At 58.2% G+C, this 13662-nt stretch carries 12 protein-coding genes; 6 read left to right on the plus strand and 6 right to left on the minus strand.

Translation table 11 applies throughout. From position 1 onward, the window contains the following. The first annotated feature begins 72 nt into the window (after positions 1–72). Both ACYZTL_RS20575 and ACYZTL_RS20580 read left to right on the plus strand, forming a co-directional pair. Entirely contained in the window at positions 73–714 is a 642-nt protein-coding gene (locus ACYZTL_RS20575) for an MBL fold metallo-hydrolase (RefSeq protein WP_214378588.1), read from the plus strand. A 101-nt stretch (positions 715–815) separates the two neighbouring features. Further along, positions 816–1544, plus strand: coding sequence for an OmpA family protein (locus tag ACYZTL_RS20580; RefSeq protein ID WP_461953291.1), 729 nt, complete (start codon positions 816–818; stop codon positions 1542–1544). 195 nt (positions 1545–1739) lie between these two features. Here ACYZTL_RS20580 and ACYZTL_RS20585 read toward each other — a convergent pair whose 3' ends face one another. Next, a complete protein-coding gene (locus ACYZTL_RS20585; RefSeq protein WP_461953292.1) occupies positions 1740–2174 on the minus strand; it encodes a Z-ring associated ZapG family protein in 435 nt (144 codons plus the stop codon). A 144-nt stretch (positions 2175–2318) separates the two neighbouring features. On the opposite strand from ACYZTL_RS20585, the gene ACYZTL_RS20590 reads away from it, so the two are divergent. From ACYZTL_RS20590 to zapE, 3 genes are all read left to right on the plus strand, one after another. After that, on the plus strand, positions 2319–2948 hold the full coding sequence (locus tag ACYZTL_RS20590) for an alpha/beta hydrolase (protein WP_461953293.1): 630 nt from the start codon (positions 2319–2321) through the stop codon (positions 2946–2948). Positions 2949–2972: 24 nt separating this feature from the next. Beyond that, positions 2973–4328 (plus strand): tryptophan--tRNA ligase, encoded by a 1356-nt coding sequence (locus tag ACYZTL_RS20595; RefSeq protein ID WP_461953294.1) that lies wholly within the window; start codon positions 2973–2975, stop codon positions 4326–4328. 90 nt (positions 4329–4418) lie between these two features. Then, a complete protein-coding gene (zapE, locus tag ACYZTL_RS20600; protein WP_461953295.1) occupies positions 4419–5513 on the plus strand; it encodes a cell division protein ZapE in 1095 nt (364 codons plus the stop codon). A gap of 157 nt (positions 5514–5670) precedes the next feature. Here the strand turns inward: zapE and ACYZTL_RS20605 are convergent, their stop codons facing one another. From ACYZTL_RS20605 to ACYZTL_RS20625, 5 genes are all read right to left on the minus strand, one after another. Further along, complete coding sequence (locus ACYZTL_RS20605) at positions 5671–6669, minus strand: asparaginase (protein ID WP_461953296.1); 999 nt, start codon at positions 6667–6669, stop codon at positions 5671–5673. Between the two features lie 70 nt (positions 6670–6739). Then, on the minus strand, positions 6740–7951 hold the full coding sequence (locus tag ACYZTL_RS20610) for a hypothetical protein (RefSeq protein WP_461953297.1): 1212 nt from the start codon (positions 7949–7951) through the stop codon (positions 6740–6742). Positions 7952–7967: 16 nt separating this feature from the next. Continuing rightward, positions 7968–8855: a nitrilase family protein gene (locus ACYZTL_RS20615; protein ID WP_461953298.1), complete on the minus strand. Its 888-nt coding sequence runs from the start codon at positions 8853–8855 to the stop codon at positions 7968–7970. 206 nt (positions 8856–9061) lie between these two features. Further along, the gene (locus tag ACYZTL_RS20620) at positions 9062–11008 is read right to left on the minus strand and encodes a flavin monoamine oxidase family protein (protein WP_461953299.1); all 1947 of its coding nucleotides are present in this window, start codon (positions 11006–11008) and stop codon (positions 9062–9064) included. Between the two features lie 338 nt (positions 11009–11346). Further along, positions 11347–12243, minus strand: coding sequence for a GlxA family transcriptional regulator (locus ACYZTL_RS20625; protein ID WP_461954346.1), 897 nt, complete (start codon positions 12241–12243; stop codon positions 11347–11349). Between the two features lie 244 nt (positions 12244–12487). Here ACYZTL_RS20625 and ACYZTL_RS20630 point away from each other — a divergent pair, with 244 nt between their 5' ends. After that, a complete protein-coding gene (locus tag ACYZTL_RS20630) occupies positions 12488–13624 on the plus strand; it encodes an acyl-CoA dehydrogenase family protein (RefSeq protein ID WP_461953300.1) in 1137 nt (378 codons plus the stop codon). Positions 13625–13662 lie beyond the last annotated feature (38 nt).

Genomic DNA, 13662 nt, shown 5'->3' on the forward strand with positions numbered 1-13662 from the left:
AACACATGGCGGTAAAGGGCGGGATGCGAATATGTGCGAAAATCCCCCGACCCTGTTTATCGAGCATGCCCGATGTCCCAGAAACCGACCCTCATCCGCGAAACCTTCCCCGTCGGCCCTTTGCAGTGCAACTGCACGATCATCGGCGATCCGGTCACGAAAAAGGCCATCGTGGTCGATCCGGGCGGCAATCACGAGCTGATCCTGGCTCGGCTCGACGCTCTGGGCCTGAAGGTGGTCAGTATCATCCACACTCACGCGCACCTGGATCATTTCCTGGCTTCCGGTCAGTTGAAGGAAAAAACCGGCGCAACCTTGCACCTGCACAAGGAAGATCAGTTCCTCTGGGACAATCTGGAGATGCAATGCCAGATGTTCGGTGTGCCTTATACCCCGGTTCCATCCCCCGATCGGTGGTTGGCCGATGATGAAGAACTGGCCTGCGGCTGCGGCGTGGCATTGCACACGCCAGGTCATACGCCGGGTTCCATGAGCTTTTGGTTTTCAGAGGCTAAGCTGTTGATAGCCGGTGACACGCTGTTTCGTCGCGGGGTAGGGCGCACCGATTTGTGGGGTGGCGATCAGGCGACCATCGTGCGTTCGATCAAGCAGCGCCTGTATACCCTTGATGAAGACGCGACAGTGGTGACCGGGCATGGTCCGGACACGCGTCTGGGCGATGAAATGCGCGACAACCCTTTTGTGCGGGCTTGACGGTGACCGATGGAATTTTCTTCGCCCGAAGTGATCCAACACCCGCAAAGGCCCATGCCTTGGTCCGTTGCACCACAGAATGCAGAAAGTAGGAGCTCTTCATGTTCACCAAGCAGCGTTTGATTATTGTCGCTACGGCTGTGGCCTTGCTGTCTGGCTGCGCCTCGCCTAACCCTTACGACAACCAGGGCCAGGCCGACGGTGGTTCCGAGGGCATGAGCAAAACCGCGAAGTACGGTGGCCTCGGTGCACTGGCCGGCGCGCTCGCAGGTGCTGCTATCAGCCACGATAACCGGGGCAAGGGTGCGCTGATTGGCGCCGCCGTGGTGGGCGCTTCCGCTGCCGGTTACGGTTATTACGCGGACCAGCAAGAGAAAAAATTGCGCGCCAGCATGGCCAACACAGGTGTTGAAGTGCAGCGCCAAGGTGATCAGATCAAGCTGATCATGCCGGGCAGCATCACGTTCGCCACCGATTCGGCGAACATCGCCTCAAGTTTCTATCAGCCGCTGAACAACCTTGCAGGTTCGCTCAAGGAATTCAGTCAGAACCAGATCGAGATCGTCGGCTACACCGACAGCACCGGCAGCCGTCAGCACAACATGGACCTGTCCCAGCGTCGCGCTCAGAGCGTGGCAACTTACCTGACCTCCCAGGGGGTGAGCGGTGCCAACCTGTCGGCGCGCGGTGCCGGCCCGGATAACCCGGTTGCCAGCAACGGTGACGTCAATGGCCGGGCGCAGAACCGTCGGGTCGAGGTCAACCTCAAGGCAATTCCGGGCCAGCAGTATGGCGGCCAGCAGCAGGGTACGGTTCAGCAGTACCCATAATCGCCTGACTGAACCCCAGGCGTAAAAAAAACCGCCCGATCCTCAACAGATCGGGCGGTTTTTTGTATTCCGGTAGGAGCTGTCGAGTGTAACGAGGCTGCGATCTTTTGATTTTTTAAAGCAAGATCAAAAGATCGCAGCCTCGTTACACTCGACAGCTCCTACAGGGGCTTTTTGGTATCGCGCGAAACCTGATTACTTCTTCAGGCCGTAATGCTCATCGAGCATGCCCGGCGCGTTCGGGGCTTTTGGGGCGTAGTCGCGAGGCGGTTCCTGATTGCGCGGTGGCGTCAGGCGTTCCCGTGGGGCCGCTACCGTGTCGGCGTGCAGCGAGGCCAGCAGGCGTTGGCGGGTCTGCTCGTCCAGGGCCAGGCGGTTGGCACCCTCGGCGAGATGATCCTGCACTTCCTGATAGCTCTGAGTCAGTTTCTTGACCAGGGTTGCAGTGCTGTTGAAGTGAGTAACCACCTCGTTCTGATAACTGTCGAAACGTTCCTGAATGTCATCCAGCTGACGTTGTGTGCTGCTCGGCGCGGCGTTCGGCACCAGGCGAGCGATCAGGAATCCAACGGCGACACCCACAACCAGGGCAAGAGTCGGCAACAACCAAACTAAGAGCGAGTGTTCCACGAGTCCTTCCTCTATAAACGGCTTTGCTTTACGTTAACGGCTCGAACCTGCGCTGTATACCGCGATTCACTCGCAATACACTCGCACAGACAAATTGCTAGACGAGTCGACCCGATTCGAGGTCACGGAGTTCCTTCCTTGCTTATGCGCGAAACCCCTGTAGTCATTGATGGCCCGGTCGGTCAACTGGAAGCACTGTATCTGGATAACGAAGCGCCTCGCGGCATCGCGCTGATCTGCCATCCGAACCCGGTGCAGGGCGGCACCATGCTCAACAAAGTGGTCTCGACCCTGCAGCGCACCGCGCGCGACGCCGGTTTGATTACCTTGCGTTTCAATTACCGTGGCGTCGGTGCCAGCGAAGGCACACACGACATGGGCTCCGGCGAAGTCGACGATGCTCAAGCGGCGGCCGAATGGCTGCGGGCGAAACATCCTGATTTGCCTCTGACCCTGTTCGGTTTTTCCTTCGGCGGTTTTGTTGCAGCAAGTCTCGGCGGACGCCTGGAAGCGAAGGGCGAACAGCTTGAGCATTTGTTCATGGTGGCCGCCGCTGTCACCCGGCTCAATGGTTACGACCTGTTGCCGGTCAACTGCCCGTTGACCCTGATCCAGCCGGAAACCGACGAAGTCATCGACCCGCAAGCCGTCTACGACTGGTCCTCGAAACTCGAGCGCCCCCATGAGCTGCTGAAAGTGGCAGAATGCGGACACTTTTTTCATGGCAAGCTGACCGATCTCAAGGATCTGATCCTGCCGCGTCTTTCGAATTGATTGCAGTCTGACAAGCGATTACCCATGACGACTCGTACCCGTATTCTCACCGGCATTACCACCACCGGCACGCCGCACCTGGGCAACTACGCCGGCGCCATCCGCCCGGCGATCCTTGCCAGCCGCGACAGCAATGCCGATTCGTTCTACTTCCTGGCCGACTACCATGCCCTGATCAAATGCGATGACCCGCTGCGCATCCAGCGCTCGCGTCTGGAAATCGCCGCGACCTGGCTGGCCGGTGGCCTCGATGTGGACCGCGTGACGTTCTATCGCCAGTCCGACATCCCGGAAATCCCCGAGCTGACCTGGCTGCTGACCTGCGTTGCCGCCAAGGGCCTGCTCAACCGCGCACACGCCTACAAGGCCTCGGTGGACAAGAACGTCGAAACCGGCGAAGACCCGGATGCCGGCATCACCATGGGCCTGTATAGCTACCCGGTGCTGATGGCCGCGGACATTCTGATGTTCAACGCGCACAAGGTCCCGGTCGGTCGTGACCAGATCCAGCACGTGGAAATGGCCCGCGACATCGGCCAGCGCTTCAACCACCTGTTTGGCCAGGGCAAAGAGTTCTTCACCATGCCCGAAGCGCTGATCGAAGAAAGCGTCGCCACGCTGCCAGGCCTCGACGGTCGCAAGATGTCGAAAAGCTACGACAACACCATCCCGTTGTTCAGCAGCGCCAAAGAGATGAAAGACGCGATTTCGCGGATCGTCACCGACTCCCGCGCCCCGGGCGAAGCGAAAGATCCAGACAATTCGCACCTGTTCACCTTGTTCCAGGCTTTCGCCACCCCGGCGCAGTCCGACGAGTTCCGTAGCGAACTGTTGCAGGGCATTGGTTGGGGCGAGGCGAAGAATCGTCTGTTCCAGCTGCTCGACAGCGAGCTGGGCGAGTCCCGCGAGCGTTATTACCAACTGATCGAACGCCCGGCTGATCTGGAAGACATCCTGCAAATCGGCGCCAAAAAGGCCCGTGCCGTGGCGACGCCATTCCTCAACGAACTGCGTGAAGCGGTCGGCCTGCGTTCTTTCGTCGCCCAGACCCAGGTTGCGGTGACCACCAAGAAGAAAGCCGCGAAAGCTGCGCGTTTTGTCAGCTTCCGCGAAGACGACGGCAGTTTCCGCTTCCGTCTGCTGGCGGCCGATGGCGAGCAATTGCTGCTGTCGCGCAACTTCGCCGACGGCAAAACCGCCGGTCAGGTGACCAAGCAACTGCAAGCGGGCCAGCCATTGGACGTGCGCAGTGAAGACTTGAGCTTCAGCGTCTGGCTGGAAGGCGAGTGCGTTGCCGATAGCCCGGCCTTCGCCGACAGTGCTGCTCGCGACGTCGCCATCGACGCCCTGCGGATTGCGCTGACGCCGGTTCAGGAATAATCAACGGCGCGGCCCGACCAAGGGCCGATTGCCATTCCCACGGGCCGTCGCTACAGTGACGGCCCGTTTTTGTTGCCTTGCTAACGAATTATGACGCCCCTAGAACGATATCAAGCTGATCTGAAACGCCCGGAATTCTTCCATGACGCCGCGCAGGAAACCGCCGTGCGCCATTTGCAGCGCCTGTACGACGATCTGGTCGCAGCCTCGCAGAACAAACCGGGCCTGCTCGGCAAACTGTTTGGCAAGAAAGAACAGGCGCCGGTCAAGGGCCTGTACTTCTGGGGCGGCGTGGGTCGCGGCAAGACTTACCTGGTCGATACCTTCTTCGAAGCGCTGCCGTTCAAGGAAAAGACCCGCACGCACTTCCACCGCTTCATGAAGCGTGTGCACGAAGAAATGAAAACCCTCGGCGGCGAGAAAAACCCGCTGACCATCATCGCCAAGCGTTTCTCCGACGAGTCGCGAGTGATCTGTTTCGATGAATTCTTCGTCTCCGACATTACCGACGCGATGATCCTCGGTACGTTGATGGAAGAGCTGTTCAAGAACGGCGTGACCCTGGTCGCCACCTCGAACATCGTGCCGGACGGCCTGTACAAGGACGGCCTGCAACGTGCGCGTTTCCTGCCGGCCATTGCGCTGATCAAGCAGAACACCGAGATCGTCAACGTCGACAGCGGTGTCGATTATCGCCTGCGTCACCTTGAGCAAGCGGAGCTGTTCCACTTCCCGCTCGACGAAGCGTCCCACGAAAGCCTGCGCAAAAGCTTCCGCGCGCTGACGCCGGAATGCACAGCAGCGGTCGAAAACGACGTGCTGATGATCGAAAACCGCGCAATCCGTGCGTTGCGCACCTGCGATGATGTGGCCTGGTTCGACTTCCGCGAACTGTGCGATGGCCCGCGCAGCCAGAACGATTACATCGAACTGGGCAAGATCTTCCACGCCGTGCTGCTCAGCGGTGTCGAGCAGATGAGCGTCACCACTGACGACATCGCCCGACGCTTCATCAACATGGTCGACGAGTTCTACGACCGAAACGTGAAGCTGATCATTTCCGCTGAAGTCGAGCTCAAGGATCTCTACACCGGCGGTCGCCTGAACTTCGAGTTCCAGCGCACCCTCAGCCGTTTGCTGGAAATGCAATCGCACGAATTCCTGTCACGGGCGCATAAGCCGTAGGAATCTCGGAATGTAAAAAGGGTCTGCATTGCAGACCCTTTTTTTGTGCGCCGTAGATCCCCTGTAGGAGCGAGCTTGCTCGCGATGAACCCAAGAGCACCACTGGGTGTCAGGTTTCACGCGTCATCGTTGACGATCATCGCGAGCAAGCTCGCTCCTACAGGTGGGTTATCTGCCAGGTTGCTTGAAGGTAGCTGTCCAGATCATCTTGTCGCTGGCAACCCACCAACAGCCACAGCAGAATCCTGGCTTTGCGTGGACACAGAAACCCCGCCATCGCAGCGCCTCTGCGCGTCAGGTCAATCTCGCCGCCCTTGAAGCCGTAAGTTGAGCGAGCCGTCGAGCCGGAGCCCGTCCGGGTGGCAACGATGACGGGAATCTTCCGGGCGATTGTTTCGATACTTTCAGCCCAGCTACCGGAAACATGCCCCGCACCGAAACCCGCGATTACCAGCCCGTCATAGCCCAGCGCCAGGATACTTTCCAATAACAGGCTGTCGGCAGATAGCGATGCCTCCAGAAGCGCAATCCTCTGTGTGGTTTGAAAAGGCAATGGCAGGACTTTGCGCAGAGGCACCGGGCGTAGATAGCGAACGGTGTCCTCAACCAACAGACCCGCTGGACCCACGATGGGAGAAGAAAATGCCTGCAACGCCAATGAATCGGTTTTGCGCACGGCACTTGCCGAGTGAATCTGCCCGTTCATGGCCACCTGAACACCGCGCTGACGGCTGCTGGACGCCAGCGCCACCCGGCAGGCATCCAGCAGATTTGCCGGACCATCAGCCCCGGCCTGGCCTGCCGAACGCATGGCGCCCGCCAGGACCAGCGGAGCGTCGTGGTTCCACAGATAGTCAAAAAATGTGGCGGTCTCTTCCAGCGTGTCGGTGCCCTGAATGATGACGACACCCGCGGCGCCTTGCTTGATCTGGAAGTTCGCCCAGGAAAGCACGCTGAGCAGAAACTCGAAATCCAGTGAGGCACTGGGCAGCAGTCCGAGGGTTTCAATCGTCACCTCGGCCAGCAACGTCAACTCCGGAACGGAGGCTAGCAGCGTTTCGCCACTGACTGTCGGGATAATGCCTTCATCGGCGTTTCTGGCTTGCATGCTCACAGTACCGCCAAGTGCGGCTATGGCCAGTTTGGGCAAGTCCATGTGATACCTCGCTTGAGTGTGAAGGAGTCGGCTGTACCCCGTTCGAGGTACAACCGAATGGCGAAGTGCGTCAGCCGGCTATCAGAAAACCGATAAACGGAATGATCAGCAGCGTGCTGATGGCCATCGACAGCACATTACCGATGAAGCCATGCATGTCGGGCGGCAACCGTTTGGCAATCGCGCAGGCCAGAGGCGGTGCAATCAAGGCGCCGAGCAGTGCGCTGATGACGATGACCGGCCAGCTGCCGCCGTACGTCAGAACCGCCGCCGGCACCACGGACACCAACGGAACATAGGTGGGATACCAGCCATGCGACATCCATTGTCGGCGCCAGATCACCACGCCCAATGCCGAAGTCAGCGCCTGCGCAGCGATCAGTTGTGGCAGCAAGGCCGAGCCGTAAACCGGACTCAACGGATTCAGCGTGAACGCCAGCAGAGCACCCAGTATCAGACCAAGGCTGGCCCACTCATTGCCATAGAACGGCGCTTCCGAAAAGTCAGCCAACACCCGGCGCAGGCTCCAGACGACACCATAGTCCGGTGCTTTGGTGATGGCGGTTTCGGGCGCTGGACTGGACGGCTTCTCACTGGCGTCGGATTTCACCAGGCTCGGCAGGTAACGGCACAACAGAAAGGCAAACACGCTGGCGACCGCCATGCCCGAGACATTGCCAATCACCACTGGCAATTTCAGTGGGTTGCACACGTAATTGACCATCAGCAAACACATCGGCGTAACAAGTACCGCCCCCAGGATTGCGCCGTTGATCGTGACCTTCCAGCCTCTACCGAACATCAACACCATGGCTGCCGGCAATGAAACGAATGCGGCAAACGTCGGTTGCCAACTGTCGGCAGCCACCGTCCAGCCCCAAAGCAGATTGCTTAGCACCAGCCCAAGCAACGAACTGGTCACCAGCCACGGCCACAATCCGCTGCCATAGGAGATGGCAAAGCCTTGCCAGGCTTTCCCGGTGCGGTTCGCCCGGTAGGCCAGATACGCGCCCGCCAACAACCCGATGGAGGCGAACTCGTGTTTGTAGAACGCCACTTCGCTGATATCCCCCAACACCCAGCGCAACCACGCGCTCGGTTCGGGGAGGTTCGAAAGCAGATGACGATAGTCGGGCCAATGGGCGGCCCAGGCGGAACGGTGGGTGAATGACAGCCAGATGATCAGCAATGCCGTGCCGAGCATCAGCAAGAGGATGGCGATGTCCAGTGATGATCTCGCGGTGAGACGATCAGGCAGGTTTTTTTCAGTGGTGGATTCCATCGGTCATGACCCCTTATCAGCGCGGCAGACAAGGGTGCTGGGTGTAACCGAGCATCTGATCGTAGAGATCGGCTCGACGATCGCGATGCAGATCGTTCAAGTCGTTCCAGATCGGCGCACTGCGGGAACTGGTCAGGTCGATGTCAGCGAACAGGATCTCCTGTTTGTCTGCAGAAGCCACCGCGCCAATCGGCCAGCCGTTGGTGCCGGCGATCAGCGAGCAGCCCAGGTAACGCGCGCCTCGCTCTTCGCCGATCCGGCTGGCCGCCGCGATAAACACATTGTTTACGTGCGCCGCTGTCATCGTCAGGTAGGACGCCATGCACTTGCCGGCGTCGTCGAAGAGCGGCGGCGGCGTCCAGACCCAGTTGTTCAGGCTGCAAATGATGTCGGCACCTTGCTGGCTCAGAATTCGCGGCACTTCCGGAAACCAGATGTCCCAGCAGATCAACAAACCGATGCGGCCGATCGGTGTATCGAAAACCGGAAAGCCCAGATCGCCGGGGGTAAACCAGAGTTTCTCCAGGTTCCACAAATGAGCTTTTCGGTACTTGCCGATAAAGCCGTCAGGCCCGACCAGAACGCCGGTGTTGAAGAGGCGCATGCCGTCGCGCTCGGTCAAGCCGGCTACAAGATAAACCTTGTGTTGTCGTGCAAAGTCCATCCAGAGCTGCACGCTCGGCCCGTCGGGAACGGACTCCGCATGGGCAAAGGCATCCTGCCTGTTGCTGAAGAAATAACCGGTATTGGAAAGCTCAGGCAGGACGATGAGATTCGCCCCGCCGTTGACCGCTTCCAGGGCTAATTCCAGGCTGCAACGCAGGTTATCTGCACATTTCTCGGTCCCCACTTGCGGGTCGAATTGCACGACTGCTACACGAACAGGGCTTGTTGGATCGCTCATTACCGATGACCTCTTTTTTATTGTTATTCACGTCGTTTAATTGCGTGTTTATTAAGAGTTGAAATGGCAGAGGGGCGAAAGTCGGCGGCTTCCGGTACGGCTGTAGTCCGTTTCCGAAGATGGGGTGAGTAAGGGTTGAATCGGTTTGCCAGGGAGGCAGAGAGTGAGAGCCAATGCACCGGGTGCATGGCTCTGGAATGGGGCTGTCAGGCTTTCAGTCGGTAGTGCGGATAGTCATTCATGGAGAAACCACCATTGAAGCTCGCGGCGGTTTTGTTGCAAATATGAATGACGGCATCGACAGCCCCTCGAAAGCAGGGCTCCGTCCAGCCAGCATCGACAGAAAATGATTCACCGGAAAAATACAGGCCGGAGATATGCGCGAAATCCCGGTTGTATTTCATCAGGCTCACGGCATCGTAGTAGGTGCCCGGCCGGTATAACTTTGCACAACCCAGCGCATTTTTATCGGTCATCCAGCGCTGGACGACGGCTTGTTCAAGGCCAATGTACGGTGAGATTTTCTGCTGAATGTTGGTGCAGTTCATGAGGATGCGATCCAGCTCCTCGGCGCACTTGGCCACCAGTTCCTTGTCGCTGTAGGAGGCAAGCTTGGTGGCATCGTCCTCCCATGTGTAACTCAGCAAAATGCAGTCGTAGCTGTAGTGATCGTTGTAGCGGTAGGTGTAGACGTCATGGATGAAACTGTCGGTGACAATGGCTTGCGGGATGCTGATGTTTTCCGAAAGAAATGATTTTTTCAACGGTGCGAAGACCTTGCAACTGGTTTCCCAGTGCGCGGTTTTATAGGCATTGATCGTGTCGAAGGGCAGCATTTCCTCGGTGAAGTTTTCGAGCTTGATGCGCGTTTCAATCAGCCAGGAGGGTAGGGTCATGATGACTGAATCGAAGTCTTCAAAGTGCTCCTGGGTTTGCTCGGGTTGGCTGTACTTCCAATTGAAATAAACGCGAATCTTCTGGTTGTTCAGTTTTTTAAGGCAGGTGACTGAAGAGTCGGTCAGGAGACCGGTATTTGTTTCGCGGCTGTGTTCGTAGACGGATTTTCTGGTTTCGTCGGTTTTCATGAACAACAGGCATTCGTCCAAAGCGGCGAGCCCGATGTAGCGGGGTCTGGCGAAACTGAGCCCGGCGCAATCATGAACAGCTTCGGCGTGCAGGTAGGGTGAGGGCAGGGGATCGCCCTTTGCATCCACCCGACCGTGGATCAGTTGCAACCGGCTACTGAATCCGAAGATGGCTGTGCGTAGCGGGTAAAGGCAGCAGACGTCGTAGAACGCACCCCAGCTACCGTCACCGATGCCGATCGCGTAGAAAATCGCGGACTCTTCTGCGGACATTCCCAAACCGCCAAAGTCCCCGGGCGAGCGTTCATCCAAGGCTTCCAGCGTCGGCATGCGGACCAGGTCACGGAACGAAACGCTCTCGTATTTTTCGACGATGGCGCCCCATATGGCTTCCCATTCCTGGCTGGCGTACACCTGTGCAACGTGCAGGGTCATGCGATCGGAAAAGGCTTTCCACTTGGCGTAGACCTTTTGCAGATCTTCGCCTGGAGGTGGAGTCACGCCATCGACGTTGGTCCATATCAACATGTGCGGCGTCGGCCCGCCGTCCAGGCGGCCCTCTCGAAGATAAATGCCGGTCGAACGGACCCATTGGCTACCGGGGTTGGGGAAATCCGAAAACGCCAGATCAAATGCCTTGGTGTAGTAGGCCATCAGCGATCGACCTTCTGTCGGCGACTCGTCCGCCCGGTTGAAGAAGGGCATGCGCATGGCGCCCATTTCAAACGGGGTATGGCTTTGTGTGGAGTGTGGGCTTCCCGTAACGGTCAGGTGCCTGCCGCCGATGCGCGTGGATTGTTCGATGAGGGAGATATGGGTGAATCCGCAGCGATACAGTTCTCTGGCCGCAGTCAGTCCGGTGACTCCGGCGCCGATGATACAAATCCTGTGCTGCGGATCAGTTGCCCTGGAGATGCCGCTTTCCTGTTCAACTAGTGCTCGATAGTCGAAGCACAAATCGGGTGGGTTGGGGAAACGGGCGGCCCACTTGCTTTTCTCCGAGTGCTTTTTTGGGGCATTTTCCCGGGGCAGGTATGGCGGGTAGTCGTAGCTTGATCCGATAGTCACTGATGATCTTCCCTGATGGTGTTTGCAGGGAAGATGTTGAGGTTCCGGGCGATCGGCGCCTAGCCGTCAAACTGGGCTCGCAGATACTCTTCATTCGTTTTTTATCGTGGGAAAAAAGACCTGCACGACAGGTAATGCTGATCAGTTAAGCGAAAATTGACTCCTGTAGGAGCGAGCTTGCTCGCGATGGACGCCAACGATAACGCGTATTCTCTGGATACACGCGTCGTCCTGAAGTCCATCGTCGGAACACCGCCGGGAGCAAGCTCGCTCCTACAAGTAGGCATTATGCATGGCAGGTCTTTTTATTCGGCAGGAAACACCTTCCGGATCCAGGGTTACGCCGCTTGTTGAAACTGCTGCCGATACTGGTTCGGGGACAATTCCGTATGCTGGCGGAACAGCCGCGCAAAGAAGCTCGCATCGTCGTAACCGACCTCATAACTGATGGTCTTGATGCTTTTGCGACTGCCGGACAGCAGACCCTTTGCCGTTTCGATGCGCAGGCGTTGCAGGTAATGCAGCGGCTTGTCGCCGGTGGCTGTCTGGAAGCGGCGCATGAAGTTGCGGATGCTCATGCCGTGCTCGCGAGCGACGTCTTCGAAGCGAAACTTGTCGGCGAAGTGCTCTTCGAGCCAGTGCTGGATTTGCAGGATGATCACGTCCTGGTGCAGCTTCTGCCCACCGAAACCAATGCGCCCCGGCGAATAGCTGCGTTGCACTTCATAGAGAATGTCGCGGGCCACGGCCTGGGCTACGTGGGCGCCGCAGAAGCGCTCGATCAGGTAGATGTAGAGGTCGCACGCCGAGGTAGTGCCGCCGGCGCAATACAGGTTGTCAGCGTCGGTCAGGTGCTTGTCCTGATTGAGGTGAACCCTCGGGAAACGCTCGGCAAACGCGTTGAAGAAGCGCCAGTAGGTGGTCGCTTCCTTGCCATCGAGCAACCCGGCTTCGGCGAGCCAGAACACCCCCGTGGCCTCGCCGCAGAGTACCGCGCCGCGAGCATGTTGCTGGCGCAGCCACGGCAGGACCTGTGGGTAACGTTGGCAAAGGGTTTCGAAATCGTCCCAGAACGCCGGGAGGATAATGACATCGGTATTTTCCAGGCCTCCGTCCACCGGCATGATCACATCGCTGAAGCTGTTCACCGGTTTGCCGTCGGGGCTGACCAGCCGCGTTTCGAACGCCGGTGTCAGGCCCTGGCCCAGTTGTTTGCCATAGCGCAGGCTGGCCAGGTGGAAGAAATCCTTGGCCTGCATGAGGGTGGAAGCGAAAACCCGGTCGATAGCCAGGATGCTGACGCGCCGCAAGGGCGTGGAGACTTGGTTAGACATAATTCAACTTTATTCTTATAGGGGAAAGTGGTCACCAGACGGCTGGATCGTCTTATTTTTTGTCTGATGTGTCCAGTGTCCTGTATCGGATGTGCGGCTTAGTCTCTGAAGGTCAATTCCTTCTAACAATAACGACAGGTGCCGCATGATCCCCAGAACCTTGTTCAGTCCCGAGCACGAACTTTTTCGCGACAGCGTAAGAACCTTCCTCGAAAAAGAGGCTGTGCCGTTTCATGGCCAGTGGGAAAAGCAAGGCTATATCGACCGCCAACTCTGGAACAAGGCGGGGGAGGCGGGAATGCTCTGTTCGCACCTGCCGGAAGAGTACGGTGGGTTGGGGGCGGACTTTCTCTACAGTGCGGTGGTGATCGAAGAGGTGGGTCGTCTGGGGCTGACCGGGATCGGTTTTTCTCTGCATTCCGACATCGTTGCGCCGTACATCCTGCATTACGGCAGTGAAACGCTGAAACACAAATACCTGCCAAAACTGGTGTCTGGCGAGATGGTCACTGCAATTGCCATGACCGAGCCGGGCGCCGGTTCCGACCTGCAAGGGGTGAAAACCACTGCGGTGCTCGATGGCGACGAATACGTGATCAATGGTTCGAAGACCTTTATCACCAACGGCTATCTCGCGGACCTGGTGATTGTCGTGGCCAAGACCGATCCGAAGGCGGGCGCGAAGGGCACCAGTCTGTTTCTGGTCGAGGCCAACACGCTTGGCTTCGCCAAGGGCAAGCGTCTGGAAAAAGTCGGCATGAAGGCACAGGACACCTCGGAGCTGTTCTTCCAGGATGTTCGTGTGCCGAAAGAGAACCTGCTGGGGCAGGCCGGGATGGGCTTTGCGTATCTGATGCAGGAATTGCCGCAGGAGCGTCTGACGGTCGCTGTTGGCGGACTGGCATCGGCTGAGGCTGCGCTGCAATGGACGTTAGAGTACACCCGAGAACGCAAGGCGTTCGGCAAGGCGATTGCCGACTTCCAGAACACACGATTCAAATTGGCGGAAATGGCGACTGAAATTCAGATTGGCCGGGTCTTCGTCGATCGCTGTCTGGAGTTGCACCTGCAAGGCAAACTTGATGTGCCGACGGCGGCGATGGCCAAGTATTGGGGCACGGACCTGCAGTGCAAGGTGCTCGACGAGTGCGTGCAGCTGCATGGCGGCTATGGGTTCATGTGGGAATACCCGATCGCCCGGGCATGGGCGGATGCGCGGGTGCAGCGGATTTATGCCGGCACCAATGAAATCATGAAGGAGATTATTGCGCGGTCGCTTTGAATCTCTGTGATGGCTGAAAAGATCGCAGCCTGCGGCAG

This window comes from Pseudomonas sp. LB3P81, from assembly GCF_054897965.1.

Bases quoted from the DNA above. Each gene is read 5' to 3' on its own strand.
- ACYZTL_RS20575 (WP_214378588.1), top strand. From the start codon at position 73: ATGTCCCAGAAACCGACCCTCATCCGCGAAACCTTCCCCGTCGGCCCT.
- ACYZTL_RS20580 (WP_461953291.1), top strand. From the start codon at position 816: ATGTTCACCAAGCAGCGTTTGATTATTGTCGCTACGGCTGTGGCCTTG.
- ACYZTL_RS20590 (WP_461953293.1), top strand. From the start codon at position 2,319: ATGCGCGAAACCCCTGTAGTCATTGATGGCCCGGTCGGTCAACTGGAA.
- ACYZTL_RS20595 (WP_461953294.1), top strand. From the start codon at position 2,973: ATGACGACTCGTACCCGTATTCTCACCGGCATTACCACCACCGGCACG.
- zapE (WP_461953295.1), top strand. From the start codon at position 4,419: ATGACGCCCCTAGAACGATATCAAGCTGATCTGAAACGCCCGGAATTC.
- ACYZTL_RS20605 (WP_461953296.1), bottom strand. From the start codon at position 6,669: ATGGACTTGCCCAAACTGGCCATAGCCGCACTTGGCGGTACTGTGAGC.
- ACYZTL_RS20610 (WP_461953297.1), bottom strand. From the start codon at position 7,951: ATGGAATCCACCACTGAAAAAAACCTGCCTGATCGTCTCACCGCGAGA.
- ACYZTL_RS20615 (WP_461953298.1), bottom strand. From the start codon at position 8,855: ATGAGCGATCCAACAAGCCCTGTTCGTGTAGCAGTCGTGCAATTCGAC.
- ACYZTL_RS20630 (WP_461953300.1), top strand. From the start codon at position 12,488: ATGATCCCCAGAACCTTGTTCAGTCCCGAGCACGAACTTTTTCGCGAC.